This window comes from Streptomyces sparsogenes subsp. cuspidosporus, assembly GCF_039532705.1.
Taxonomy (GTDB): domain Bacteria; phylum Actinomycetota; class Actinomycetes; order Streptomycetales; family Streptomycetaceae; genus Streptomyces; species Streptomyces sparsogenes.
The window spans coordinates 136,359-162,283 of the sequence record NZ_BAAASD010000002.1 but is presented as its reverse complement, the minus strand read 5'-3'; the positions used below and the strand labels follow the sequence as shown (position 1 = coordinate 162,283).

22 protein-coding genes and 1 pseudogene are annotated in these 25,925 nt (G+C 71.0%); 7 read left to right on the top strand and 16 right to left on the bottom strand.

The annotated features are described in order from the left end of the window. The first annotated feature begins 100 nt into the window (after window positions 1–100). Both ABFY07_RS03290 and ABFY07_RS03285 read left to right on the top strand, forming a co-directional pair. Complete coding sequence (locus tag ABFY07_RS03290; RefSeq protein ID WP_428836847.1) at window positions 101–367, top strand: hypothetical protein; 267 nt, start codon at window positions 101–103, stop codon at window positions 365–367. Between the two features lie 204 nt (window positions 368–571). Continuing rightward, entirely contained in the window at window positions 572–3,439 is a 2,868-nt protein-coding gene (locus ABFY07_RS03285; protein ID WP_346172960.1) for a tetratricopeptide repeat protein, read from the top strand. Here ABFY07_RS03285 and ABFY07_RS03280 read toward each other — a convergent pair. The 13 genes from ABFY07_RS03280 to ABFY07_RS03220 all read right to left on the bottom strand — a co-directional run bounded on the left by ABFY07_RS03280 (window position 3,409) and on the right by ABFY07_RS03220 (window position 18,548). Further along, the gene (locus ABFY07_RS03280; protein WP_346172959.1) at window positions 3,409–3,888 is read right to left on the bottom strand and encodes a MarR family winged helix-turn-helix transcriptional regulator; all 480 of its coding nucleotides are present in this window, start codon (window positions 3,886–3,888) and stop codon (window positions 3,409–3,411) included. The two genes, ABFY07_RS03285 and ABFY07_RS03280, sit on opposite strands and share 31 nt — an antisense overlap. 61 nt (window positions 3,889–3,949) lie before the next feature. Beyond that, window positions 3,950–6,415: a SpoIIE family protein phosphatase gene (locus ABFY07_RS03275; RefSeq protein WP_346172958.1), complete on the bottom strand. Its 2,466-nt coding sequence runs from the start codon at window positions 6,413–6,415 to the stop codon at window positions 3,950–3,952. Window positions 6,416–6,503: 88 nt separating this feature from the next. Continuing rightward, window positions 6,504–7,649, bottom strand: a complete 1,146-nt coding sequence (locus ABFY07_RS03270) for an XdhC family protein (protein ID WP_346172957.1) — start codon at window positions 7,647–7,649, stop codon at window positions 6,504–6,506. A 46-nt stretch (window positions 7,650–7,695) separates the two neighbouring features. Next, complete coding sequence (locus ABFY07_RS03265; protein ID WP_346172956.1) at window positions 7,696–8,466, bottom strand: maleate cis-trans isomerase family protein; 771 nt, start codon at window positions 8,464–8,466, stop codon at window positions 7,696–7,698. Window positions 8,467–8,538: 72 nt separating this feature from the next. Beyond that, on the bottom strand, window positions 8,539–9,399 hold the full coding sequence (locus tag ABFY07_RS03260; protein WP_346172955.1) for an alpha/beta fold hydrolase: 861 nt from the start codon (window positions 9,397–9,399) through the stop codon (window positions 8,539–8,541). A 51-nt stretch (window positions 9,400–9,450) separates the two neighbouring features. Next, window positions 9,451–10,134: an isochorismatase family protein gene (locus ABFY07_RS03255; RefSeq protein WP_346172954.1), complete on the bottom strand. Its 684-nt coding sequence runs from the start codon at window positions 10,132–10,134 to the stop codon at window positions 9,451–9,453. Then, a complete protein-coding gene (locus ABFY07_RS03250; protein ID WP_346172953.1) occupies window positions 10,131–10,775 on the bottom strand; it encodes an SRPBCC family protein in 645 nt (214 codons plus the stop codon). The genes ABFY07_RS03255 and ABFY07_RS03250 overlap by 4 nt, the downstream gene beginning before the upstream one ends. Beyond that, window positions 10,766–11,305, bottom strand: a complete 540-nt coding sequence (locus ABFY07_RS03245; protein ID WP_346172952.1) for a (2Fe-2S)-binding protein — start codon at window positions 11,303–11,305, stop codon at window positions 10,766–10,768. Before ABFY07_RS03245 ends, ABFY07_RS03250 begins: the two co-directional genes overlap by 10 nt. After that, window positions 11,302–13,674 carry a xanthine dehydrogenase family protein molybdopterin-binding subunit gene (locus ABFY07_RS03240; RefSeq protein WP_346172951.1) on the bottom strand — a complete coding sequence of 791 codons (2,373 nt, stop codon included), beginning with the start codon at window positions 13,672–13,674 and terminating at the stop codon, window positions 11,302–11,304. Before ABFY07_RS03240 ends, ABFY07_RS03245 begins: the two co-directional genes overlap by 4 nt. Further along, window positions 13,671–14,519: an FAD binding domain-containing protein gene (locus ABFY07_RS03235; RefSeq protein WP_346172950.1), complete on the bottom strand. Its 849-nt coding sequence runs from the start codon at window positions 14,517–14,519 to the stop codon at window positions 13,671–13,673. The genes ABFY07_RS03240 and ABFY07_RS03235 overlap by 4 nt, the downstream gene beginning before the upstream one ends. 59 nt (window positions 14,520–14,578) lie before the next feature. Beyond that, window positions 14,579–15,982, bottom strand: a complete 1,404-nt coding sequence (locus ABFY07_RS03230) for an MFS transporter (protein ID WP_346172949.1) — start codon at window positions 15,980–15,982, stop codon at window positions 14,579–14,581. 228 nt (window positions 15,983–16,210) lie between these two features. Next, entirely contained in the window at window positions 16,211–17,482 is a 1,272-nt protein-coding gene (locus ABFY07_RS03225; protein WP_346172948.1) for an FAD-dependent monooxygenase, read from the bottom strand. A 34-nt stretch (window positions 17,483–17,516) separates the two neighbouring features. After that, window positions 17,517–18,548, bottom strand: coding sequence for a 2,5-dihydroxypyridine 5,6-dioxygenase NicX family protein (locus ABFY07_RS03220; RefSeq protein WP_065968151.1), 1,032 nt, complete (start codon window positions 18,546–18,548; stop codon window positions 17,517–17,519). 536 nt (window positions 18,549–19,084) lie between these two features. On the opposite strand from ABFY07_RS03220, the pseudogene ABFY07_RS03215 reads away from it, so the two are divergent. Further along, a pseudogene (locus tag ABFY07_RS03215) lies at window positions 19,085–19,636 on the top strand (aminoglycoside phosphotransferase family protein); the annotation flags it as partial. A 244-nt stretch (window positions 19,637–19,880) separates the two neighbouring features. On the opposite strand, the gene ABFY07_RS03210 reads toward ABFY07_RS03215, so the two are convergent. Continuing rightward, window positions 19,881–20,774, bottom strand: a complete 894-nt coding sequence (locus ABFY07_RS03210) for an NADP-dependent oxidoreductase (protein WP_346172947.1) — start codon at window positions 20,772–20,774, stop codon at window positions 19,881–19,883. Window positions 20,775–20,844: 70 nt separating this feature from the next. Between ABFY07_RS03210 and ABFY07_RS03205 the strand changes: the two genes are divergently transcribed. Then, complete coding sequence (locus ABFY07_RS03205) at window positions 20,845–21,450, top strand: TetR/AcrR family transcriptional regulator (protein ID WP_346172946.1); 606 nt, start codon at window positions 20,845–20,847, stop codon at window positions 21,448–21,450. A gap of 116 nt (window positions 21,451–21,566) precedes the next feature. Here ABFY07_RS03205 and ABFY07_RS03200 read toward each other — a convergent pair whose 3' ends face one another. Next, window positions 21,567–22,490 carry a glycoside hydrolase family 16 protein gene (locus ABFY07_RS03200; RefSeq protein WP_346172945.1) on the bottom strand — a complete coding sequence of 308 codons (924 nt, stop codon included), beginning with the start codon at window positions 22,488–22,490 and terminating at the stop codon, window positions 21,567–21,569. A 343-nt stretch (window positions 22,491–22,833) separates the two neighbouring features. On the opposite strand from ABFY07_RS03200, the gene ABFY07_RS03195 reads away from it, so the two are divergent. The 3 genes from ABFY07_RS03195 to ABFY07_RS03185 all read left to right on the top strand — a co-directional run bounded on the left by ABFY07_RS03195 (window position 22,834) and on the right by ABFY07_RS03185 (window position 25,639). Further along, window positions 22,834–23,502, top strand: coding sequence for a DUF4232 domain-containing protein (locus tag ABFY07_RS03195; RefSeq protein WP_346172944.1), 669 nt, complete (start codon window positions 22,834–22,836; stop codon window positions 23,500–23,502). Between the two features lie 169 nt (window positions 23,503–23,671). Further along, a complete protein-coding gene (locus ABFY07_RS03190) occupies window positions 23,672–23,815 on the top strand; it encodes a hypothetical protein (protein WP_346172943.1) in 144 nt (47 codons plus the stop codon). A gap of 219 nt (window positions 23,816–24,034) precedes the next feature. Next, window positions 24,035–25,639 carry an ABC-F family ATP-binding cassette domain-containing protein gene (locus ABFY07_RS03185; RefSeq protein ID WP_346172942.1) on the top strand — a complete coding sequence of 535 codons (1,605 nt, stop codon included), beginning with the start codon at window positions 24,035–24,037 and terminating at the stop codon, window positions 25,637–25,639. Between the two features lie 111 nt (window positions 25,640–25,750). Here ABFY07_RS03185 and ABFY07_RS03180 read toward each other — a convergent pair whose 3' ends face one another. After that, window positions 25,751–25,921 (bottom strand): hypothetical protein, encoded by a 171-nt coding sequence (locus ABFY07_RS03180; protein ID WP_346172941.1) that lies wholly within the window; start codon window positions 25,919–25,921, stop codon window positions 25,751–25,753. Between the last annotated feature and the right edge of the window lie 4 nt (window positions 25,922–25,925).

Sequence of the window (25,925 nt, the reverse complement as noted above, 5' to 3'; positions counted from 1 at the left end):
TTTCGCGTGCGCTCGTCCCGCGAGCCGCCTTCCGGTCACGGTGAACCACCCCGGTCACAGCACCGACAGCCAGACCGCGAGTGCCGGAGAAGCGGTCACCGTGGCCTTTCGGGGCCGCCCCGCGACCCGGAGCTTCGGGACGAGGACCTGGGGGAATCCGACCGGCAACAACCCCCACCGCCTCTCCGACGGTGCCAAGCTGCTGCTCACCGAGATGAAGGATGCCGACCGAACCGGACGCACGTACGACGGACCGATCCCGCCGGACGAGGAGTTCCTCGTCGAGTCGAGGGACATCGGCACCAGCCGCGACCGCGCCCTGGACGCAGCCACCCACTGGCTCAGGCAGCAGCCCCACTGCCCATGAGCCAAGGCCCCGGTACCGTGCCCCTCCCCCGCTGGCAACATCTGCCCGTTGTTTCTCCTGTGCTCTTATCCGGGTATTCAACCGGGCATGGGGGGAAACAAGACGGAACCGGCAGCGGAATCCGACAGCGGTGGCGACGGAGGGCCCGGGCCAGGAGCCCGAGGGGGCACCTCTGGAGTAGCGCCGGCGCCGGCCGGTGGGGCCATGGTGAATCAGATCAACGGCGGGATCTACCTGAACGCGGTGGTCCAGGGCCGCACCGTCCATCTGCATCTGCCGCCCGTCGTCACCCCGGCGACCGGTGGCCTGCCTCCCGCCACGCCCGCCTTCGCCGGCCGCGGCGACCAGCTGCGGGAGATCCTCACCAGGCTGGCTCCCGCCCCACGCGATGTGCCGGGTCCAACCGGCGGATCGATCACTGTGCTGGCGGGTCTGGGCGGAGTCGGTAAGTCCGAGCTGGCCCTGCAGGTGGGTTGCCGCGCACTCGCGAAACCCGGCTGGTTTCCCGGCGGGGTGCTGTTCCTGGACCTGTTCGGCTATGACGAAGAACGCCGCCTGACCCCTGAGGCCGCCTTGGACGCGTTACTGCGCCGTCTGGCCGTTCCCCTCGAACACCTTCCCCCGGACCGGCAGGGGCGCAGCGCGCTCTACCGCACCATCCTGAAGGGCTATGCCGAGCAGGGGCGGCGCGTTCTCGTCATCCTGGACAACGCCTCCAGCAGCGAACAGGTCCGCTCGCTGCTGCCCTCCGACGGTGCCACTCCCGTCCTGCTCACCTCCCGGCACACCCTCACCTTCCACCTCGGTGAGCGCTTGTACGACCTCGACATACTCGAGCCCCACCTCGGCGTCGAGGTCATCCGCAATGTGCTTCGGCAAGCCGACCCGGCGGACGCGCGGGTGGCCACGGAACCGGCTCAGGCCCTCAGGATCAGCGAGCTGTGCGCCGGGCTGCCGCTCGCCCTGCGGGTCGCCACCGCGCTGCTCGCCGAAGCCCCTGCCCGGCCCTTGGCCGATCTCGCCCGGATGCTGGAGGACACGCGTCGTCGGCTGGACCGCCTGAGCCGTCGCGCCGACCTGGCCGTGCGGGCCGCCTTCGAGCTCTCCTACCGGGCTCTGTCTCCTGAGCACGCGCGGTTGTTCCGCTTCCTGTCCCTCGGCCAGGGTCCTGACATGTCGACCGTGGCCGCGGCCCGCCTGCTCGACGAAGACCCCGATGACGTCCAGGACCTCCTCGGCGATCTGGCCCGGGCCCATCTCGTGGGTCACGGCGCCACCTATGGACGTTGGCGCCTGCACGACCTGGTCCGGCTGTTCGCCCATGAGCAAGGCCGTGCCCGGGCCGAGGAGGACCGGCCGATGGAAGCCCTCGGCCGCCTCTTCGAGCATTACCGTCTCACCACGGAGGCGGCCGACGCCCACCTGGGGCCGGACGGCCATGCGCCGGGACGCTTTCCCGATCTCGTCGCGGCCTTGGAGTGGCTGGACGCGGAGCGTCCCAACCTCGTCGCCACCGTCCAGACCGCCCATGTCGTGGGACGTCCTGACGTCAGCGTCCACCTGGCCTTCGCGCTGACCCGGTACCTCGACCGCCGGCGACACATCGATGACTGGATCGGTACGAGTACCACCGCGGTGGGCCTGTGCCACCAGCACGACGCGGACGAAGGCATGGCCGCGGCGCTGAACAACCACGGTCTGGCACTGGCCGCGGCCCGGCGATTCGACGAGGCCGTCAAGGCGCACAGCCTCGCCCTGGGCATCAAGCGAGAGCGTGGTGACCCGCACGGGATGGCCGAGTCGCTCAGCAACATGGCCGGCAACTGGTGTGAGACACGCCGGTTCGAGGACGCCGTTCGCGCGTATACGGCAGCCGCTCGGATCTTCGGCGAACTCGATGACGACGACGGCAGGGCCCGTACGCTCGTCAACCTCGTAGCCGTCCTGGTCGAGCTGCGCAGCTTCGACGAGGCGCTCGCTGTCCTCGCCGAAGTCACGCGCGTCAAAGGAGACCCCGGCGACCACGACGACGCCGTTCTCCTCATGAACCGTGGCAAGTCGCTGTCCGGGGTGCGGGAATTCGACCGTGCTGTGGAGGATTTCAGCCGCGCGGCGCGCATCTACCGCCGCAATGCGGACCAGCACGGGGAGGCGTCGGCGCTCACCAACCTCGGCAACACCCTCCTGCAGGAGTGGCGTATCGACGACGCCCTGGACGCCCACACCCGGGCGGCCGAACTCCTGCACGCTGTCGGCGACCGTCACGGCGAAGCCGTGGCCCGCAACAGCATGGGGCTGTGTCTGATGCGGGCCCACCGGCTGCAGGAGGCCATCGAGGCTCACGCCCAGGGCGTCGAGGCCTTCCGTGACACCCACGACCGCCATGGCGAGGGCTTGGCTCGTACCAATCTCGGCATGTCCCTTGCCGCGGACGGTCGTGCCGGAGAGGCGGTGATCGAGCACACCCTGGCCGCGGAACTGCTCCAGGAGACCAGCGATCCCCACGGCGCGGGAATCGCCCTGAACAACCTCGGCTGCGCGCTGCGGAGGACGGGAGAGTTCGGTCGGGCCATCGAGGCCCACGACACGGCCGCTGAGCTCTTCCGGCAGACGGGGGACCGCAAGTCGGAGGCCGATGTCCACAACAACGTCGGTACGGCCCGCCGCGAGATGGGACAGCTCGAGGAGGCCGTCGCCGCCCACGCCGAGGCCGCCGCCATCTACCGGGAGATCTCCGAACGCCACGGTGAGGCCGAAGCCGTGGAGAAGACCGCGGCGGCGCTGCTGATGATGAACCGATTCGAGGAAGCGGACCGCGCCGGAGCCAAGGCCGCCGAAATCTTCCAGGGAACCGGGGATCGTTACGGAGAGGCTGTGGCACTCGCCAACCGCGCCCTCGCCCTCGTCGAACTGCGCCGGTTCGACGAGGCCGTCGCCGTCAGCGGGAAGGCGGTCCTCCTCTTCCGTGCGCTGGACAGCCCGCGCGAAGAGAATGCCGCGCTGAGAATCCTCATCCACGCGGGCAACGAGCTCGACGGGGGTCAGGAGCCCTCCGCCAGCCTCTCCCAGTGATCGGCGAGTGCCTGCAGCGTGGCCATGAACGGTGCGCGCTCCGCCTCTCCGAAGGACTCCAGGAGGATCTTGTCGAGCATGCGGGCACGGTCGTTGGCCTCACGAAGGGCGTCGCTGCCCGCGTCGGTGAGGTAGAGCAGCTTGCGACGGCCGTCGGCGGCGTCGGGGCGGCGGGCGAGCAGGCCGCGGGTCTCCAGCCTGCGGGCCACGTCGGCCATGGTGGACGTGTCCAGGGACACGGCAGCGGCCATGGACCGCTGGTCCCGACCCGGATTGGCCTCGACCGCCTGCAGTACCGCGAACTGGGGTCCGGTCAGCACCGGATCCACTTCGCGTCCCCACACCGCGAGATACGCCTGGTAGAGACGGCGGACTTGATAGCCGGGCGCGGCGGTCAGAGCAGCGGGTATCTCCGGCGTGGTCTCGGCTGGCGGGGTCTGGTCGGTCATGGGGCCTACTTAAGCATGCGCGGCCTGCGCCGAGCGACAGCGGACAGTGTTCGGGAGCGGGTCACGCGGCAGGCTCCGGGAGGGGCTGCTCGGCCCAGATGACCTTGCCCTCCGGCAGGTAGCGCGTGCCCCACCGCTGGGTGAACTGAGAGATCAGGAGCAGGCCGCGGCCGCCCTCGTCCGTCGTCTTCGGATGCCGCGGGTGCGGAGCGGTGGCCCTGCCGTCGAACACCTCGCAGATCAGCGACCGCTCCAGGATCAGGCGCAGCCGGATGGGACCGATGGCATGCCGCATCGCGTTGGTGACGAGTTCGCTGACCACCAGCTCGGTGGTGAAGGCCAGCTCGTCCAGCCCCCAGGCGGCGAGCTGCCGGCTGCTCGCTCTGCGGGCCTCGGCGACGACCGCCGGGTCGGTGGGCAGATCCCACGCGGCGACCCGTTCGGTGCCCAGGCGCCTGGTGCGTGCCATCAGCAGGGCCGCGTCGTCGTCGGGGCGGCCGGGGACCAGTTCGTCGACCACGGCGCGGCACTTGCGGTCGAGTGAGGGGGCGAAGCGCTCCATCTGGCGGCGCAGATGCCCTCTCGCCGTGCCGGGGTCCGTGCCCTTGTCGCCGTTGGCCGTGAGGAGGCCATCGGTGTACAGGGCGATCGTGGTGCCTTCCGGCAGGTCGAGTTCCACCGCCTCGAACGGCGGGCCGCCCACGCCGAGGGGCGGCCCGATGGGCAGCTCGGTGAACCTGACGTCGCCCTCGGGGTCGATGAGGGCCGGCGCCGGGTGTCCCGCACTGGCCATGGCGCTTCGACCATTGACCGGGTCGTAGACCGCGTACAGGCAGCGGGCTCCGACGGTCCGGCGGCCGCCCGCGGCCTGAGCGCCGGCTTCGGTGCTCTCCTCCCGTGCCGCCTGGGCGACCAGGTCGTCCAGGTGGGCGAGCACCTCCTCCGGTGACAGATCCAGGTCGGCGAGGGTGCGTACGGCGGTGCGCAGCTGTCCCATCGACGCGGCCGCGTCGATGCCGTGACCGGGGACCTCGCCGACCACCAGCGCGACCCGCGCTCCGGACAGCGGGATGACGTCGTACCAGTCGCCCCCGAGTCCGGTGAGCTCGTCGGCCGGCCGGTAGCAGGCCGCCACCGTCACCGCGTCCTGGTCCGGGAGCCGGTGCGGGAGAAGGTTGCGTTGCAGGACGAGGGCCGCCTCGCGCTCGCGGGTGTAGCGGCGGGCATTGTCGATGCAGACCGCGGCTCGGGCCACGAGGTCTTCCGCCAGGCTGAGGTCTTCCGCGCAGAAGGCCTCCTGGCGCTCGCGCCGGAAGAACGTGGCGACGCCCAGTATGATGCCTCGCGCCCGGATCGGCACGATCATCGCGCTGTGCAGGCCGTGCTCCCGGAATGTGGCTCTCCGCTCGGGCGGGCGTGCCTCGGCCCACTGCCGGGCCGACGGGTCGAGCCGCTCTTCCCGACAGGAGCCGCCGCCGGTCAGGCAGCGGATGGGTGGCGAGCCGGCCACGTAGGAGGTCGGGGCACCGATGTCCACGGCCGCTTCCGGGACCCCGCCCTTGGTGGACTGGTGTCCGGAGCGGCGCAGGGACGCGAGGTCGTGCTCGCCCAGCGGCCCGGACGGGGGCTCCATCCCGTGGAGCACGGCCTCCAGCAGGTCCACGGTGACGAAGTCGGCGAGCCCGGGAACGGACACGTCGGCCAGTTCCTGCGCGGTCCGCCGCACATCGAGCGAGCGTCCCATGCGCTGACCCGCCTGGTCGAGCAGGGCCAGCCGCCGCCGGGCGCGGTGGCGTTCGGTGATGTCCTCGACCGTGTAGAACACTCCGACGGGGTGACCGTCGTCGTCCTCGAGTCGGGTGAACGACAGCGAGTACGCCGTCTCCCGGTGCGGGGCCGCCCGTACCCGGCCCACGGTTTCGAAGGCGATGACGGGTTCGCCGGTCTTCAGCACGCGGCGCATCCGGGCCTCGTAGTTCTCGGCGTCGAGTCCGGGCTGGACATCGGCGAGCCGCTTGCCCAGTCGTTCGTACGGGGCGCCGCCGCCGAATCGGGCGAGGGCGGCGTTCGACCACACGTACCGCAGGTCGGTGTCCACGATCGCCATGCCCACCTGGGACTGCGACACCATGCGTTCGAGGATTCCCCGGCTCATGTCCCATCCCTGGGCCCGGCCGAGTTCCTGGAGGAGCACCAGCCAGCGATCCTGGCCGCCTGGCTCCGGGGTCAGGACGATCCGCACCATCAGCCTGACCGGATGCCCGTCGCGGTGCCGGGCCGTCAGCAGGCCGATCCATCCGGCGTTCGTCCGGCACCGCTCGGCCAGCTCGGGTATGTGTGCCGCGTCCTCGGGCGTGAGCAGTTCCACCGCCGATTTGCCGACGGCCTCGGAGGCCGGGTAGCCGAGCACGCGTGCCGCGTCGGGGGTCCAGCTGGTCACGGCCCCGTGGACGTCCAGGAGCAGCGGTGCGGCGTCGGCCACGTCGAATTGCTGCCGGGTGACGTCGGGGTCCTCGTGAATCCCCACAGCGGCACTCTCCGTCCCTGTGAGCCGTCGGCCCCCCGTCCGATTCTTCCATCCGGGGACATGCAACGTACTGGGAGCGCTTGATCGATCAAAGGCCGGGGCCGAGGTGGATCGGCCCGGACCGGTCGGCCAGCCGGAATCCGCTGCCGCCGCTCTTCACAGCGATGATCTCGGCCGCGATGGACACGGCGGTCTCCTCCGGGGTTCTGGCGCCCAGGTCCAGGCCGATCGGGCTGGACAGCCGCTTCAGCTCGGCCTCGGTCAGCCCCGCCTCGGTCAGCCGGTGCCACCGGTCCTCGTGGGTACGCCGGGAGCCCATCGCGCCGATGTAGCCGACGTCGGGCAGACGCAGCGCGACCCGCAGCAGGGGGACGTCGAATTTGTGGTCGTGGGTGAGTACGCAGATCACGGTGCGCCCGTCGATCCGCCCGGCATCCGCCTCGGCCTGGAGGTATCGGTGCGGCCACTCGACCACGATCTCGTCCGCCCCGGGCAGCCGCGCGGCGGTGGCGAACACGGGGCGGGCGTCGCACACCGTGACCCGGTAGCCCAGGAACGAACCCGTCCGGGCCACCGCGTCCGCGAAGTCGACGGCGCCGAAGACAAGCATCCGAGGCGGCGGCGCGAACGATTCGACGAACACCTCCAGGCCGGCCTCGCTCTCCTCGCTCGCCTGGCCGCGGCAGTGCCCGTCCGCGCCGTAGCGCAGCACACCGGTCCGGCCGGCCTCGAGCAGGCCGCGGGCGTCCCGGCACAGGAGGCCGTCCAGTCGGCCGGAGCCGGTCCCGCCCGCCACCCGGTCCGGCCAGACGATCAGTCGGCGACCGAGGCGCTCGGCGGGGCCGGTGATCACGGTGGCCACGGCGACCGGCCTGCCCGCCCGTACCGTCTCGACCACCTCCCCCAGCTGCGGGAACGTCGTCGAGTCGACCCTCTCCACGAACACGTCGAGCGTGCCGCCGCAGGTCAGCCCCACCGCGAAGGCATCGGCGTCGGACACCCCGTACCGCCGGCGCAGCGGCCGGGCTCCGGCGAGCACCTCCTGGCCCAGGTCGTAGACGGCGCCTTCGACGCAGCCGCCCGAGACGCTGCCGATCGCCTCCGCACCCGGCCCGACCAGCATCGAAGCCCCTGGTCGGCGGGGAGCGGAGTCCCGCGTGGCCACCACGGTGGCCAACGCCGACGCCTTGCCCTCGGCCCACCAGGACATCAGCGGTTCCAGCACGTCGCGCATGAGCCACTCCTCCCGCCACCCGGCGCCACCGGGACCACCCGTGCCCTCAGCTCGCGGCCGGGCTGGTCACCCGCCCGCTGAGCAGGCTTCCGGCGTCCGGCACGACGGGAGGCAGACCGAGCTCGGTCAGGATGCGGAACGCCGTCGACGTGGCCGCCGACAGCACGGGCAGCCCGGCTTCGTCCTCCACCGGCTGGATGGAGGCGAGGGAGGGCATCTGGACGCAGGCCGACAGCACCAGGGCGTCGGCCCGGCGCAGATCGAGGCGGCGCCAGTGGTCGCGCAGATCGGCGGGGTCGAGTCGGGCGACCGCCAGGTTGTCGGGCACTTCGAGGCTGAGCGCGTCGACCACCTCGACGCCGGCGTCCTCGATGTAGTCGACGACCGTGGCCGTCAGTTCCTTCATGTACGGCGTGATGATGGCGACCCGCCTGGCGCCGAGCGCGCCCATGCCGCTGAGCAGGGCGCCGGCGCTGGAGACCACCGGAGCCTTGGCGCCCTCGGCGCGCAGCACGGAGGTGATCTCGGCCTCCGCCACGCAGTGGTGGCCCGGCCCCTGGGCCATGATGGCGACCAGGCAGGCGGTGGCGACGACATCGGGGCGGGCGTCGGCCAGTTCGAGGGCGGCGCGCTCGGTCTGCGCGTTCATTCCGCGCAGTTCCTCGGGGGTGACGTGCTTCATCCGCATCCTGCTGCTGTGGAACAGGAAGCGGTCCTCGGGCCGGATGGCCTCGCGGGCGTTCAGCATCCGCGGCAGTTCGGTCTCCATCGTCAGGTTGGAGCTGGGCACGATCAGGCCGATGTGATGGTCCGTCATGGGATGGGTCCTCCGGTGGGGCGTGGGGCGTCCGTCGTCCGACGTGGCCCGCCGTCAGGGGCGTGAAGGGACTCAGGCGCCGGTGCGAGGCCGGGAGAGAAGGGTGGTCAGGGTCGTGCGCAGGGCCGCGAGGGCAACCGCCGGAGCGTCCCAGAAGATCATGTGTCCGGCGCCGGGAATCCGGTGGAGCGAGGCCAACGCGTTGCTCGCGGCGGCCTCCCGCGCGCCGGCTTCGGTGACGACGGGGCTGTCCGCGCCGTACAGCAGGTGCACGGGGTCGGGTACGCGCGGCCACCAGTCGAAGAAGTCCTCGTGCTCGAATCCCCGGTGGGTGGCCACGATGGCCTCCTCGGCGCAGCTGGACAGCCAGCGCGCCCGCAGTTCCTGCTCGCGCCGGGGCCAGGTGGGCCAGGAGCGGGCCACCTCGTCGGCATCCGTGCCGCGCCGGGCCTCGGACAGTTGCCGCAGGAAGGCGTCCCGGCTGGTGGGGTACGGTCCGCGGCCCGGGCCGCTCATCGGCGGATCGCCCAGCACCGCGCCCCGCAGGGGCACCTTGCCCCGCACGGCGACGACGGCCGCGATCCGGGCCCCCATGGAGTGGCCGAGGAGCAATGGCCGGTCGAGTCCGAGGCCGGTGATGAGCGCTTCGGTGTCCTCGGCGTACTCCTCCAGACCGTAGCTGTCGCCCTCGTCCGACAGTCCCCGGCCACGTACGTCCAGCACCACGGGCCTGACCAGATCGGTCAGCTCGCGGGCGACGAAGTCCATGGTGACCGCGGGGCTGGTGATGCCGGGGAGGACGACGAGCGGGGGCAGGTCACCGCCGTAGTCGAGTGCGTGCAGCCTCAGGCCGCCCGAGCGGACCCACCGGCTGGTGGCGGGCACGTCGGCGAGGTCCGCGAGCGCGGCCTGCGGGATCGATCGCTGGGACACGGTTCTCCTTCTCAGACATGTGGGCGTCGGCTCATGCACGCGGGCGTCGGCTCATGCACGCGGGCGCCGGGCGGCCGGGGGGACGGGCACGGAGCCGATGTAGCGGACGGCGTCGTCGAGGCTGATGACATCGCCGTACTTGGCCTGGATGTCGAACAGCGCCGCGGCCGCCGGTCCGTCGGCCCGGTCGCCCACGCAGGCGCTGGGGACCAGCACCGGGAAGCCCGACTGGACGGCGTCGACGGCGGTGGCCCGGACACAGCCGCTGGTGGTGGCGCCGCACACCACGACGGTGTCGCAGCCGAGTCCGGTCAGCGCGGCGGCGAGATGGGTGCCGTGGAAGGCGGAGGCTCCCTTTTTCACCACCAGCAGGTCATGTCCGGGCCGCATGGGCAGCCTCGGGTCGATGGCGACCGCGTCGCTGCCCTCGACCAGTCCGCGCAGCCCCGGTGCCTTGCGCAGCCAGGCGATCGAGTCGCCGGACGCCTCGGCCTCGGTGTAGGCGATGGCGGTGAAGACCACCGGCACGTCGGCCGGGCGCCCCGCCTCGATCAGAGAAGTGGTCGCCGCCACGACGTCGCTCAGGTCGGCGCCCGAGGGATACGACGCGTCGGTGAAGCCCCGGGTCAGGTCCACCACGACGATCGCCGGACGGCTGCCGCGCCGGACCGGGGCGCCGAAGCCGGCCTTCTCGTAGGTGCGGTCGGTCCCCGCACCGTAGAGTCCGCCGCTCATCGGCGCCTGCCCAGGAGCCGGCCCTGGAGGAGCCCGAACAGGAAGGCGGCGATCACCGGGCCGTACTTCTTCAGCAGCGGGACGGCGACCAGGGACAACCCGTTGAGCTCGGCGGACGCCGCCGCGGGGGCGGCGGTCACGGCAGTGCCCGCGACGGGGGCGGTGGCGGTGCCGGTCGTGGGAGCGGCCGCCCCGCCCTGGCTGAGCAGCAGATTCCCGAGGTTCTGGGCGAACTGCTGCAGGATCCGGTCGGACACGGTGGCGATGGCGCCCTTGCCGAACTGGGCGATCTTGCCCCGGATCACCAGATCCGTGGTGAGGTTCAGCTGCGCGCCGTCCGGGGCCGGGAGCACCTCAAGGCGGACCTCGGCCTCGGCGTCGCCGCTGCCGTGGGTGTCGGCCCCGCTGGCGTGGACCCGCAGGTAACGCTTCTCCGCGTCCACCTCCAGGAAGCGCACACTGCCGGCGTAGGCGGCCGTGATCGGGCCCACCTTGACCTTGACCGAGCCGCGCCAGGCGTCGCCGTCACGGCCCTCCAGAGCGGCGCCCGGCATACAGGACGCCACTCGCTCGACGTCGCTGATCAGGGCGAACACCGCGTCAGGCGCGGCTTTGACGGGAACGGTGTTGATCAGTTGCATGATGTCTCCTCGGTGCCCGCGGCTCGCTGGGCCCGCCGGGCGATCGCGCAGGCGTCGATCGCCTCGACGATGGTCTGGTAGCCGGTGCACCGGCACAGGTTCGCGGCGACGACCTCCCGGATCTCCTCCTTGCTCGCCTCGGGCCGCTCGGTGAGGAAGCCCTGGGCGAGCATGAGGAAGCCGGGGGTGCAGAAGCCGCACTGCAGACCGTGGTGGTCACTGAACGCCCGCTGCAGATCGCCGAGTTCGCCGGTGTCCGCGTCGGCGAGGGACTCGACGGTGGTGATCCGCGCCCCTTCCGCCTGCGCGGCGAACATCAGGCAGGCCCTGGAAGGCAGCCCGTCGACGAGCACGGTGCAGGCTCCGCAGATGCCGTGCTCGCAGCCGACGTGCGTGCCGGTCAGCCGCAGGTCGTGGCGGAGCACGTCCACCAGGGTGCGGCGCGGTGCGGTGATCACTTCGTACGACGTTCCGTTGACGTCGAGGGTGATGAGCTGGGCGTCGTCGCCGAGGCCGCTGGTGTCGTTCATCGGGTCTGCTCCAGTGCGGGGGAGGTCAGGGCGCGGTGGACCGTCTCCGGTGTGATGGGGGTGGTGTCCAGTTCGACGCCGGTGGCGCGCAGTGCGTCGTTGACGGCGTTGAGCACCGCGGCCGGGGCCCCGATGGTGCCGCCCTCCCCGGCCCCCTTGGCGCCGGTCTCGGTGAAGGCACACGGGGTTTCCAGGTGGTGGATGGTGACATCGGGTATCTCGTGGGCGGTGGGCACCTTGTAGTCCATGAAGCTGGTGGCCGACGGCTCGCCCTGCGCGTCGTAGGTGATCTGCTCGAAGAGCGCTCCGGCGATGCCCTGGGCGATGCCGCCACGGCACTGGCCCTCCACGACCTGCGGGTGGATCGCCACGCCGCAGTCCTCGACGCAGACGTACGCGAGGATCTCCACCTGGCCGGTGCCCTCGTGCAGTTCGACGACCACTCCATGGGTGGCGTTGGAGAAGGTGCCGTCGGTGGTGACGTCGAAGGCGGCGGTGGCGGTGAGACCGGGCTCGATGTCCTCCGGCAGCAGATGCGACTTGAGGTAGGCGATGTCGGCCAGGTGCTCGTAGGTGAGCTCCGTGCCGGGTTCGTCGCGGCGGCGGACCCGGCCGTGGGCCAGTTCCGTCTCCTCCGGGGGGACACCCCACTCGGCGGCGGCGATGGCGCGGAGTTTGTCACCGAGCTTGACCGCCGCCCGGCGTACGGCGCTGCCGCCGACCGTGATCGAGCGGCTGGCGAAGGTGCCCCAGCCGTAGGTGATGCGGTCGGTGTCGCCCTGGTGGAGTTTGACCTTGGCGATGTCGACGCCGAGCGCGTCGGCCACGATCTGCGCCATGGTCGTCTCATGGCTCTGCCCGTGGCTCATGGTGCCGGTGGTGACGGTGACCGCGCCGCCGGTGTCCATCCGGACCTCGGAGAGGTCGAAGCCGGGCACGACCTGCATCTTGCGGGCGGCGAAGGCGGCCGAGCCGTATCCGGTGCGTTCGCTGAAGCAGCTGTAGCCGATCCCGATGTGCCGCCCCTCGGCCCGGGCGGCGGCCTGCCGGACGTACCAGCCCGCTTCCTTCAGCGCCTGCTCGCACAGGTCGAGGGACTCCAGGTACGAGCCGGGGTCGTAGGTGATGTTGTTGACGCCGGTGTACGGGAAGTCGGTGATGAGGTTGCGCCGCCGGATCTCCAGCGGATCCATGTTCAGTTCGCGTGCGGCGCGTTCCATGAGCCGTTCGACGACCATCACGTACTGCGGGCGGCTCACGCCCCGGTAGGGGGCGGTGGGCGCCTTGTTGGTGGTGATGGCCCGGCCGCGCACCCGATAGGCGGGGACCTTGTAGACGCCGGGCATCTCGCCGGCGGCCATCAGCGGCTCGATGCCCGCGGTGAAGGGGTAGCAGGAGTAGGCGCCCATGTCGCAGACCACGTCGGCGTCGAGGCCGAGGATCCGGCCGTCGGCGTCGAAGGCCGCTCGTGCGGTGTAGTGCTGTTCACGGGCGAGGAAGGACGCGGACAGGGCGTCCTTGCGGTCCTCGATCCACTTGACGGGCCGGCGGAGCCGCAGTGCGGCCGCCGCGGCGGCGATCTCCTCGCGGCCGACCACGCATTTGAGGCCGAAGCCGCCCCCCATGTCGGGGACGATCACACGCACCGCGCGCTCGTCGAGCCCCAGACAGCGCGAGGCGACGGTGCGCACCTGGTGCGGGATCTGGGTGCAGGTGTGCACGACGAGCTGTTCCTCGCGGGCGTCCCACTGCGCCACCGCGCCGCGGGTCTCCAGCGGGAGCGCGTTCTGCCGTCCGGTCCTCGCCTCGACACGGACCACACAGGGGGCGTTTTCGAAGATCCCGTCGATGCCCTCGGTGGCGAACAGGGAGACGTCGACCAAGGTGTTGTGTGCGGCCTCCTCGTGCACCAGGGCGGCGCCCGGAGCGAGGGCCTGCTCCTCGCAGGTGACGGGCGGGAGCGACTCGTATGTCACCCTGGCCGCTTCCAGTCCGTCCTCGGCTGCGTACGGGTCCCGGGCGACGACGACGGCGATGGGCTCGCCGACGTAGCGGACCCGGTCGCGGGCGAGGACGGGCATGGCGGTGGGCACGAATTCGGCCGGCGGGCGGTCGAGTCGGGCGGTGATGTCGCCCAGCCCGAGATCGGCGGCGGTGAACGCCGCGACGACGCCCGGCACCCGGCGTACCGCCGTGAGGTCGACGGCGGTGATCAGGCCGTGGGCGACGGTGCTGCGGACGAACTGCGCGTGCAGCATGCCGGGCAGCTCGATGTCGTCGACGAAACGGCCGTGTCCGGTCAGCAGCCGGGGGTCCTCGCGGCGCGCCACCGACCTGCCGACCAGCTGGTTCTCCGTGACGGACTTCATCGGGACATCGCCTCCTCGCAGGCGCGTTCGACCAGGGTGCGGATGAGGTGTTTGCGGTAGTGGGCGCTGCCGTTGGCGTCGCCCGGCGGGTCCACCGCGTCCGCCGCCGCTTCCGCGCAGTCGCGGAAGGAACCGCCCGCGGCCAGCACCGCCTCGGCCTCGGGGACCCGCACCGGCATGGCGGCCACACCTCCGAGGGCGACCCGGCCGCTGTGGACGGTCCGGCCGTCGGTGTCCAGATCGACGGCGGCCGACACGATGGCGAAGTCCCCGCGGCGCTCGGCGAACTCGGTGAGCGCCGCGTGCGGCGCGGGACGCGGGAAGACGATCTCGACCAGGATCTCGTCCGGGTCCAGGGCTGTCGTGTAGTAGCCGAAGAAGAACTCCCGGGCCGGGATGCGGCGTTGGCCGCGCGGGCCCCGGGCCACGAACTCGGCGTCCAGCAGTACGGCGAGCAGGCACCACTCGGCGGTGGCGTCGCCGTGGGCCATGCTGCCGCCGACCGTGCCGCGGGTGCGGATGGGCAGATGGCCGATCCACGCCATGGCGTCACGGATGACGTCGAAGCCCGCTCCCAGCTCGTGCGGCGAGGCGATCTCCACCGTGTGGTGGGTGGTGAGTGCCCCGATGCGCAGCTCGCCGTCGGCGCCGACGCCGAGGTGGTCGAGTTCCCGCAGGCCGCCGATGTCGACCAGGTGGGCGGGGCGGGCCAGCCGGAAGTTCATCATCGCGACCAGGCTCTGGCCGCCGGCGATGACCTTGGCGTCGTCGCCCAGCTCGGCGAGGAGCGCTGTGGCGCCCTCGACATCGCGCGCCCGGTGGTAGCGGAAGGGAGCGGGCTTCATGTCTCTCCTGTCGTACGGAGTTCGCGGGCGGGATGGGCCCGGTCAGGCGGGGAGCACCCTCAGAGCACCGCCTGACCGGGGGCCTGTGCCGGGGCCCGGCGGGTTCCCGGAACGATCTCGGGGCTGTCGTCCAGTGCCCGACCCCTGGTCTCGGGGGCGGCGACCGCCATCCAGCCGACGGACCCCACCACGGCGAGCGCGAGCACCGCGAAGGTCAGCGGCAGCCCCAGCAGTGGCCACATCACCGAACCGAACAGCAGCGGGGCGAAGCCGGTCAGCACCCGGCTGAAGGAGGACGCCCAGCCGAAGCCGCTGGCCCGCAGCTCCGTCGGGTACAGCTCGGACACGTAGGCGTACATGGCGGGGATGGTCAGCTGCATCAGGAAACCGAAGACGGCGAGGGCGACCACCGCCCCCGTGGGCATGTGCAGCAGCTCCGCGAACACCACCAGCGCCAGAGAGGCGAGTGGGGCCGTGACGCCGATGAGCCACTTCCGGCCCACCATGTCCACCAGCACGGTGGACGCCAGAACGGCGAGGATGCCGACGCCGCTCATCAGCGTGGTGCTCATGAACGCGACCCGGTCGCCGAGCCCCTGTTCCTCGAGAATGGACGGCATCCAGCTCAGCGCCGCGTAGTACACCAGCATGACGGTGGCGAACAGCAGCCAGGCGGCGGAGGTGACGCGGGGGCTGAACTTCCAGACGTCCCGCAGCTGTTCGAGTGCGGCCCGGGGCCCACGCGTCTTGCGGTCCTCCACCGGGGCGGGGATGACGTACGGCTCGACCGGCGCTCCGGTACGGGCCACCAGATCGTCGATGACGATGCGTGCCTCGGCCTCCCTGCCCTTCTTGCTGAGGAAGATCGGCGATTCGGGAACACCCCGGCGCACCCAGAACAACAGCAGCGCGGGAACGCTCATGGTGGTGAGCATCCATCGCCAGTTGTTGTCGAGGGTCAGCATCGCCGTCGACACCAGGCCGCACAGCGTCACGCCGATGGGCCACCACACGTCCAGCGCGGTGAGGACACGCCCGCGGTACTTCTTCGGGGAGAACTCGGCCACCAGGGCGTAGTCGACCGGGATACAGCCGCCGAGCCCGACACCGGCCACGAAGCGCAGGAGAAGGAAGACCCAGTAGCTCGGTGAGAGGGCGCTGAGCACCGAGAACAGCGCGAAGATCAGCAGCGTGACGCTGAACGCCTTCTTGCGGCCGATGCGGTCCGCGACGGCGCCCCAGGCCACCGCGCCCACGGCCATGCCGACCAGGTTGGCGGTGGCCACCAGGCCGCGCTCGGAGAGTGTGAGATGGAAGTGTCCACCCAGTGGCGGCATGAGGAAGCCGTTGAGGGCGATGTCGTAGGCGTCGAACAGGTAGCCGAGGCCGCCGATGATGAAGATCTTGCCCTGGACTCCCCATCTCCATGGGAGGTCCTGAACAATCTGGTCGCCTGTTTTCACGTTCACTCCACGGGTGTGCGAGGGGGACGCGCCCGCGCGGGGGCGGACACCGGGGATGGAGAGCGGGTGAGCGGGGAGCGGAGAGCGGGGGGGCAGGAGCGGTTGAGCGGGGAGGGGGCGGCAGAGCGGGTGAGCGGGGAGCGGAGAGCGGGGGCAGGAGTGGTTGAGCGGGGAGGGGGCGGCAGAGCGGGTGAGCGGGGAGCCGGCAAGGGCGCCCGTGGGGTCCGGTCAGCGGGCGAAGCGGTATTCGTACGCGCCCAGGTCCGGGTCGTTGAGTGGTGTGCCGCTCCACAACCAGTCGTAGGACACGTCGGACTCGCCGTCGAAGCCACGCCTGAGCAGCTCGTCCCGGGCCTCCTGCTGAGGACCGTCCGGGTAGTGGTAGAAGGTCTTGTTCTGCAACGACGCGTCCTGAACCATGCCCGCGTGCTTGGCGCGCCGGTCGACGTACCGGCGAAGCGCGACCTCGATGCCGTCGGCGGCGACCCGGCCCAGCTCCTCGGCGAGGACGGCGGCGTCCTCCATGGCCTGGGAGGCGCCCTGTGCCTGGTAGGGCAGCATGGCGTGGCAGGCGTCGCCCAGAAGGGCCACCCGGCCGTCCACCCAGATCGGGTCGCGGCGGCGGTGGTGGAGCGCGAAGGCCAGGACGTCGTCCTTCGCCTTGGACAGCATCGCCGCGACACGGTCGTCCCAGTCGGAGTACGCGTTGACGAGATCGTCGGCGGTGGCGGTGGTGGTCCACTTCTCGGCCACCTCGTCGGTGCACGGGACACAGCCGACGACGTTGAGGTACTCACCGCCACGGATCATGTAGTGGACGAGGTGCCGGCCGGGGCCGTACCAGATGGTGCTCTGGAAGCGGTCCACCAGGAAACGGGTCGCCGGGTCCGCGGCGATGAGGTCGCCGGGGATCAGGGCCCGGAAGGCCATCTCCCCGGAGAACTCCAGGGTGTCCGGCAGGCCCATGAGGTCGCGGACGCGGGAACGTATGCCGTCGGCGCCGATCAGTACGTCGGCTTCGAAGCGCCGCCCGTCGTCGGTCACCGCGGCCGGGCGGCGGGGGTTGCCGCGGTCCAGTTCGGTGACCCGGCTCGCCGTGCGCAGTTCGACGACCGGTCCCGGTCCGGCCGGGTCGACGCAGGCGTCCGTGAGGACCTGGTGCAGGTCGGCCCGGTGGTAGTGCCAGTACGGCGCGTTGTACCGCTGCTTGCAGACGTCGCCGAGCTGGGTCAGCCCGACGATGCTGCCGTCCTTCCACCGGCGCCGCACCTGGTCCTGGGGCTCGGTGCGGATGGCCTCCAGCCGCTTGCGCAGACCCAGCCCGAGCAGGACCCGGCTCGCGTTGGGCGCGGTCTGGATGCCCGCGCCGATCTCGCCGAACTGCGGCGCCTGCTCCAGCACGGTGACCCTCAGGCCCCGTTGCCGCAGCGACAGCGCGGCGGTCATCCCACCGAGTCCGCCTCCGACGATGACAGCTTCGAACGATTGGGTGGATGCCATGTGTGTTCTCCAGGTACAGGTGCGGCAGGCGGTATCAGAAGTCGACGAGTCGCCCCGCGGTGACGACGTCCTGGTCGTCGACGGAGACGGTGCAGCCGCGCATGGCGATGTCGAGATGCGCGTACGACTCACGGCCGAGCACGGGGTGCGGGCCGGTGGACCACAGGAAGTTGCCGGCGAACGCCCGGGCGTCCATGCCCATCAGCTCTTCCTTGCCGTACAGGGCGGTGGCGAACCAGTCGGCGGTCCGCATCAGGCCCCAGCCCATGTGGGACAGGCTGCGCGCCCATTGGTCGTTCGCGTCCTCGAAGAAGGTGTTCAGCAGCTGCGCCTCGGCCCCTCCGGACACCTTCTCGATGTTTCCGCCCGCGATCTCCAGGGTGACCGGCTGGCGCACGTACTCCTTGAACGGCAGCAGGATGTCGCCCTCGGCCAGCACGATCCGGCCGTCGGAGAGCCGCGGCCAGCACAGCACCATGGTGCTCGGCCAGTGGTCCCAGCGGCCCGGGTCGTCGGCGAAGCCGACCTGGAACTCCGGCTTGGAGCCGGGAAGTTCCACGGTCAGGTCGGTACCGGCCTCGGAGGTCACCCGCAGGACGGACGCGTTCTTCAGCAGTTCCACGCCCTTGAGGACCTCCGCCTTGTCCTCCTCCCTGGGCAGGTTGCGGATGAGGACGTCCGGGGCGTCACAGACGAAGAGGATGCGGGTGCCGGCCCGCAGGATCTCCTGCTGCAGGGGGGCGTGGATGAAGCCCTCCCGCGTGAGGTCCACGACCAGGTCGGCCGCCTTGAGCAGCTCCTGCGCGGTGGAGTCGTTCAACACCGCGGTCAGGCCGGGCCCGGCGCCGGTACGGGTGCTGTCCGCGGGCGACGGGTTGCCGCCGGGCACGGTGGCGGCGATGACGTGCGCGCCGCATGCCTTCGCCGCGCCGAAGGCGGCCGCCACGTAGTCACCGCGGCTGGTCGGCTCGGACAGGACGACGACGTGTTCGTCGGGCCGGAGCTTGCAGAGCTTCAGCTCCCGGGTGAACGCGTCGAGGAGATCGACGGAGGTGAGGTCGAGCATGTCTCGCTCCTAAGCGATGGGAAGGGGAAAGACGGCGATCGCACGGCTCGAGAGTGCGAGCGGGGGCATGGATCCAGCCATGCGGACAGACGCCGACGTCCTGAGTCGCGGTGCTCCGGAACGCCACTGACGGAATTAATCCGAGCACGCACGATCTCGATCCGGCAAGAGGCCGGCGTCGAGATTGACCCGACTTCCTCTAGTGACTTGCATCACATGCCATCGATATGCCCCGCCCGACCTGCATTTTCTCCCACCCTCACGTCGCCCACCCAGGAGCCGCGCATGAGCAGGCGATGAATGCAGTGGACACGGAACCTTGCGCGAGGGAAGCCGTACGTGCTCGGATTTGCTTCATCCGCATCCGGACGACGGCCGACGGAGCCTTTCGATGGCTGATTCCCGACGGTGCGTGCCGCCTGTGAGGAGAGCCCCGATGTCATCCCTTGCTTCCCCCCGGCCTGGCCGATCGCTGTCTCCCGTGATCTGGTCCGATTCGCTCGTCGGCTCGCGTTCACAGCGAGCGGTGGAAAAGCGGAACACCTGCGGAGGACATGCCCGCTGCTTCCCTTCCGGAACAGTGGTCGGATCTGCTCGCCGCCTTGCACGGGGTCGCTCCGCCTCCGCTGCCGACGCGTGTGCTGCGTGAGCGGTGCGAGGAGGCCTTCGCCCGGGTCGGCAGGCGGCTGTCCGAGCCTGCGATCAGCGCGCGGATGGACGTCACCGCGTGGGACAGGGCCATCCAGCGGTGCGAGCGGCTGCTGGACACGCAAGCCACGACCGTGCTGCTCCACGGCGACCTGCACCTGGGCAACGTGCTCGACGGCGGCGCGGAGCGCGGTCTCATGGCCATCGACCCGAAAGCCTGTGTCGGTGATCCGTGCTTCGACGCTGTGGACTACGTCCTGACCGGCGCCGGGCTGGAGGGCGTCGAGACCCGCTGCGCGCGCGTGGCGGCGGCGTGCGGGCTCGATGGCGACCGGCTCCACGCCTGGAGCCAGGTGATCGCGCCATTTGCGGCCATCGCCCACCTCGGTGACGGTGGTGAGGAATTGGTGATCGACGAACTGCTCGCGTTGGCCCGGTGAGCACACCGGAATGGGCAGACACGGCCGGCAACCTGTCCGCCGACAGATGCCGAGCGACTGGGTCGTTCTCCAGATCGGCGTTCGGCCGGTGCGACGACCCTGCCCGGTCTGTGATCACAGCCCCGCCCCGAGGACCGGGCCGGAGGCACACCGCCGCCCGCGACCGCCGAAGCCCCGGCGGCCCGGTGTTCACCGGGCCGGCGCCGTCCTCAATATCTACGGGAGGACGGCGCGCGGCCGGCTGTCAAACAACCAGGACCCGGCGCCCGCGCGTGTGACCGGCCTGGCTGTCGATGTGCGCCGCGGCGGCCTCAGCGAGCGGGTACGACTTCTCGACCGGGATGTGGAGCTTTCCCCGCGAGATAAGGTCGACGGCCTCGGCAAGCGCCTCCGGGACGCTCCCTGCCACGCCGGAGAACCGGACACCGAACTCCGGCGCGGCGAGATCGGCGATGGAGATCACCTTCTGCGGGTCCCCGGTCAGCTCGACGAGTTCGCGGATCACGCCCGAGCCGGCCAGATCGAGAGCCGCGTCGACCTGGCCGAGCCGCCGCACCCGCTCGACCCAGCCCTCGCCGTATGTCGTGGCGAGGGCGCCCAGGCTGCGCAGATAGTCCTGGTTCGCGGCCCCGGCCGTGCCGATCACCGTGATGCCGCGGTCGCGGGCGATCTGCAGCACCGCCGACCCGACTCCCCCGGACGCCCCGCTGACCAGCAGCGTCTGCCCGGGCTGCACACCGACCTGGCGGAGGATGCGCAGCGCGGTCTCCACCACGGAGGGGTATCCGGCCGCCTCTTCGAACGTCAGCCCCTCGGGCATACGGGCCCAGGCCGAGAGCACGGCGAACTCGGCGTAGGTGCTCGAGCCTTCGCCGAACACGTGGTCGCCGACCTCGACCCCTTCGACGCCCTCGCCGACCTCGTCCACCACGCCGGAGGCGTCCAGCCCGACTCCGGAGGGCAGCTCGATCGGATGCGCCTTGAGGATCTGGCCTTCACGAATCCTCCAGTCGACGGGGTTCACCCCCGCCGCCCGCACAGCGATGCGCACCTGGCCGGGGCCCGCGTGGGGCTCCTCGGCATCCACGAATCGCAGAACCTCCGGACCGCCGAACTCGGCGAAGCTCACTCTCTTCATGCCACCGACCGTAATGCTAACGGTTAGTTTTTTGCAACGGTTATTTCTTTGGCTCTGATAGCGTGAGGGCATGACCGTGCCGTCCGGGCGACGCGAGCGCAAGAAGGCCGCGACCCGCCAGAAGATCGCCGACACCGCCCTGAAGCTCTTCCTGGAACGCGGGTACGACGCGGTGGGCATCCGCGACGTGGCCGCCGAGGCCGATGTCGCCGTCACCACGGTCTTCTCCCACTTCGCCTCGAAAGAGGCCCTGGTGTTCGAGCAGGACCAAGACTTCGAGCAACGCCTCACGCAGGCGGTCACCGGCCGGGCACCGCACGAGCCGCTCATCCCCGCGCTACGACGTGAGATCCAGGCCCTGGTACGCCATTGCACGGCGGACAGCGCCGCCCCGATCTGGCGCATGATCGACGAATCCCCCGCCCTGCGGGAGTACGAGGACTCGATGAGGCTGCGTCATGCGGAGTCGCTGGCAGCGGCCATCGCCGCCGATCCCGCCCTCTCGCGGACCCCCACGGCCTGCCGGGCGATCGCGAGGTTCGTGATCGACGCCTACTCGCTGGCCCGTGAGGCGGCCGACCCGCAGACCGCGGTGGACGAGATCTTCCAGATGATCGAGGCCGCCTGGGCCGTCACCTGCCACCCCGGAAACTCCACCGGCACCACCGGGCCGTAGCTTCGGCGGCGCCGTCAACGAGCACAGATGTGTCGCTCGGCCAGGACCGATGATCCCGTGTGTCGGGGCAGGGCCGCGGCGGCCCTGCCCCGACACACCTGGCTCCCCTGGCCCGCCTACCTCTGCCAGACGCGCACGTAGTCGACCGACTTCTGCGCCGAGACCGTCGCCGGGTTCGGTTCCAAGCCGGGGCGGGAGTACACGTACAGGTCCTCGATGATGTTCGTGTTCTCCGAGGGGGTACCCGCCACGGTGCACACCAGCTTGCCGTCAATGTAGAACCTCGTGCCACTGGGCGAGATGTCCGCACCGTAGGTGTGGAAGCCCTCCCCCGGGTCGAACCCCAGCGTCGGCTGGCAGCCGCCGCCGGAGCCCGCGTGCGAGGTCAGGTGGAGCTTGCGCGGGTTGTCGCTGTACTGCTCGTAGACATCGGTCTCCTGCCAGGAGTTCACGCCGTCCGCCTGCCAGGTCCAAAAGGCGGGCCAGAAACCGCGCTTGTCGGAGACGGGCTTGCCGCTCGCGTCCTTGACGTTGTACGTCAGCTTGGCGCGCGACTCGATGAAGGCGTGCTTGAAGGTGTAGCCGCTGGAGCCGGTCGAGGTGAGCAGGCAGGACGTCCAGCTGTAGTCCGTGCCCGACGGGGAGGTGTGGTTCTCCCGCTTCGCGGTGATGGTGACCGCGCCGTCCTTTTCCTGGCAGTTGCGATCGAGGTTGTAGTCCAGCTGCTGGTTGCCCTTGTTGCCGCGGCCGTTGTCGGCGAGGGAGCTGGAGTCACCGCGCCACTTGGTGCCCCAGTCGACCGAGGTGCCGTTGAACTCGTCCCACCACTTGATGTTCCAGCCAGTGCCGCCACCCTGCGGTTGCACCCCGGTCGGCGGGTTCTCCCCACCGGACGAGGACTGCCCGAACTCCTGTCCCGCCACGGTCGCGGCGGCCTGCCGGCTGCCGCCTCCCAGCGGATTGGCGAGGGCAGATCCCTGCGTGCTGAGGAGTGTTCCGAATGCAACGGGGATGAGTACCGCCCGCCAGGGTCGACGCATGTCCAACCTCCGTGTGGCTGCCGAATGATGCAACACAATGGGGCCGGTCTCAGCACGCGTCAAATCGGGTGCAGCAGCCCATGGAAACACGGCCATGACAGTTGCCGCGGTGGAGGGGCCGTACCGGCATCGCGGGCGCGGGCCGCACGGCGAACAGGGCGCCACATGCGTGTTCCAGCGGCTCCAGACCACCCGCCGCTCGGCGTCAGCCGTTCGCGAGCGGTGCGTTTACGGGACGTGAGTGAGACGTTTCCAGAACGTCAGTGGCCCCGGGAAAAGTGGTGTCCACACCGCGGGAGCCGCCACAGAGGCATCCCGCACGGAACGCAGGGGGATCCTGATCATGCGTACTTCCCGGATTCGCACCGCCGCCCTGGCCACCGTCACCGCCGCGCTGGCACTGGGCCTGACCGCCTGCGGCGGCGGCGACGGCGACTCGAAGGCATCGGGCGGCGAGAAGACCGCCGCCACCGCGCAGAGCCGGACCGCGTCCGACGGGGACGGCAAGGGCGGCGCGGAGCAGACCAACAGCGCCCCTGACAAGGCCGCGGGCGGGTCGGAGGAGGTCGCGACCAAGGGCGCGAGGGCCGGCGCCCAGCAGTGCGTGGGCGACGAGATGCTGGTCACCGCGGTCCACCGGTTCGCCGGACAGCAGGGCGACCACCTGCTGGTCACCGCGTCCAACCAGGGCACCAAGCCGTGCTGGGTCACCTCGTACCCGGCCGTGAGGCTCGGCGACGACCGCCTCGAACTGCCGCACTCGAAGAAGGACAACCCGGGCGGCGACAAGCGCATCACCCTCCAGCCCGGCGGCAAGGTCTACAGCGCCGTGAACCTCTTCGACTACGGCTCCCACCACCAGACGGCACAGTCGCTCGCCATCGCCCTGCGCGGCGCCGACGGCCACGAAAGCCCCTACTACTCCGTCGTCATGAAGGGCCAGAAGCAGCAGTTCAGCTGGAACGAGGCCGACGTGCTGAACTGGAACACCGAGAAGCCCTACGACTTCTGACAGAAGGCCCCGGCTTCCGGAACGGTGCCGGGGCCGACTGGCTCGACGAGCGGTTCCTGACGGTGGAGCGAGACCTGCGCCGGATGTTCAGCGAGATCCACGAGGCGGCCCCGGGCGCGGACACCGTGCTGGTGGGCTACCCCAGGATCGTGCCCGAGGACACCTCCGCGTGCCTCGAACCCATCCCGGGCGGCACCGAGAAGCCGCTCGCCTCGGACTGCCGCTGCCGTGGTACGTCCACCCGAACCGCACCGGCCGTGATCTGCAGGCCGAACTGGTCGCGGAGACAATCAAGCACATCACGACCGCCTGACCTGGGGCAGGTCAGGACCGGTGGTGGGTCAGGCCTCGCCGGCTCCCTGACCCGCCCTCAGGTGGTGCTTGGAGCCCGGTCGACCGCGGTCGGCCGGGCTCCGCCCGGTAGCCCCCTGCGGCGGCTATGGTAGGGGCATGTCTACGCCCCGAGTTTCCTAGCTGAGGACCCGCTTCCACGCCAGAAGTGTGTCCTTTTGCTTTCTCGGAGCGTCATCCCGTGATTACTGTTCGCGATGTCGAGTTGCGTGCAGGTGCCCGCCTGCTGCTCTCGGACATTTCTTTCACTGTCTCTCCCGGTGACCGTATCGGCCTGGTCGGCCGCAACGGGGCGGGGAAGACCACCTTGATGACCGCCCTTGCGGGGCGGACCAAGCCCGCCGCCGGGACGATCACCCGTACCGGCACGGTCGGGTTCCTGGCGCAGGACTCCCGAGCGGCCGACCCGACGGTCACGGTCACGGACCGGATCCTGTCCGCTCGCGGTCTGGATGCGGCGCTGCGCCGGCTGCGTGCGGCCGAGGCCGCGATGGCCGAGGCCGCCGGGTCCGGCGACCTGGAGCGGGCGATGCGGGCCTATGCCGGGGCCGAGGCGGCCTTCCAGGCCGGCGGCGGATACGCGGCCGAGGCCGAGGCCGCCCGTGTGGCGGCCGGGCTCGGTCTGCCCGAGCGGGTACTGACCGAGCCGGTCGGCAACCTCTCGGGCGGGCAGCGGCGCCGGGTGGAACTGGCACGGATCTTGTTCGCCGGCCACGAGGGTGTGTTGCTGCTGGACGAGCCGACCAATCACCTGGACGCCGACTCCATCGCCTGGCTGCGCGTTTTCCTGCGGGAGTACCGGGGTGGCCTGGTGGTCATCAGCCATGACACCGCCCTGCTCGCCGGTGTGGTCAACCGGGTCTTCCACCTGGATGCCACCCGGGCGACGATCGACATCCACAACACCGGCTGGGCCACCTACCTGACCCGGCGTGAGGCGGACCAGCGGCGGTGGGAGCGGGAGCGGGCGAACGCCGAGCGCAAGGCCGCCGCCCTGCATGCGCAGGCGGAGAAGATGAAGTCCCGCTCGGCCACCGCGGTCATGGCCCGCAGCATGGCCCGCCGCGCGGACCGCATGCTGGCGGATCTGGAGCCGGTCCGCCGCGCGGAGAAGGTGGCCAGGATCCGGCTGCCCGAGCCGCTGCCGTGCGGCCGGATGCCGCTGGGCGCGGTCAGCCTGTCCAAGTCCTACGGCGGCCACCGTGTACTCGACGGGGTGGACCTGGCCGTGGACCGGGGCAGCCGCCTGGTCGTCCTCGGCCTCAACGGTGCGGGCAAGACCACCCTGCTGCGCATCCTCGCGGGCGCGGAGCAGCCTGATGCCGGTCGTGTGGTGCACGGACATGGGCTGCGGCTGGGCTACTTCGCCCAGGAGCACGACGCCCTCGATCCCGGCCGCACGGTCCGGCAGAACCTGTCGGATGCCGCGCCGCACCTGACGGACGGCGAGGCACGGCGGGTCCTGGGCGCGTTCCTGTTCAGCGGGGACGACGCGGACAAGAGCGCCGGGGTGCTGTCCGGCGGGGAGAAGACCCGCCTGGCGCTGGCCGGGCTGGTCCACTCCGGCGCGAACGTGCTGTTGCTGGACGAGCCGACCAATAACCTCGACCCCGCCTCGCGTGCCGAGGTCCTGGCGGCCGTCGGCTCCTACCCCGGCGCGATCGTGATGGTCACCCACGACGAGGGCGCCATCGACGCCCTGCGCCCCGACCGCGTCCTGCTCCTGCCGGACGCGGACGAGGACCTGTGGAGCGAGGACTACCGCGACCTGGTCGCCCTCGCCTGATCCGCTCCCGCCCCCCTTCGTCCGCCGGGACCGTTTCCGGGCCCGGCGGATGGGGGCGGGCCCCCCGGGGCTGCCCCCTCCCCGGGGCTGCCCCAGGTCGTGCGCCGGGTTCTACTGCGGGCCGTAGGCCTCGAGTTCGACGAGGCGCGAGTAGTTGCCGCCGGCGAAGTGGATCAGGACGCGTACCGCGTCGGTCCGCTCGGCGGGGAACCTGGTGACGACGTGCTCCTCGGTGTTGCCCCCGACCTGCGCGACGGTGCGCCAGGTGTCGCCGTCACGCACCTGG